At 41.8% G+C, this 239-nt stretch carries 1 protein-coding gene; it reads right to left on the bottom strand.

Going from position 1 to position 239, the window contains the following annotated elements:
- Positions 1–239, bottom strand: a 239-nt coding sequence (locus AAEY72_RS16185; RefSeq protein ID WP_352311703.1) for a zinc-dependent peptidase, incomplete at both ends; no start/stop codon positions are given.

A 239-nucleotide genomic window follows, 5' to 3' on the forward strand; every position in this document is an offset into this window, starting at 1 on the left:
CTATAGGGTCAAATTGATAATAGTCCACCAGCAAGCGATAAATTTCAGGGTCATATCGGCGCAGTTCTGCCGGCTTCTCTAAAAAGGTTTCGGTGATCACCGCAAAAAACTCAGCCTCATTAGTCGCACCATAACTATGAATAACATGCTCCATACTATAAGCAACATGACTTTTTAACTGGTTAAAGGCACGACTAAATACACGCCCCCATTCTTTATACTCGGCTGCTGTTTTAAGT

This window comes from Psychrobacter sp. W2-37-MNA-CIBAN-0211, assembly GCF_040309405.1.
GTDB lineage: Bacteria > Pseudomonadota > Gammaproteobacteria > Pseudomonadales > Moraxellaceae > Psychrobacter > Psychrobacter glaciei.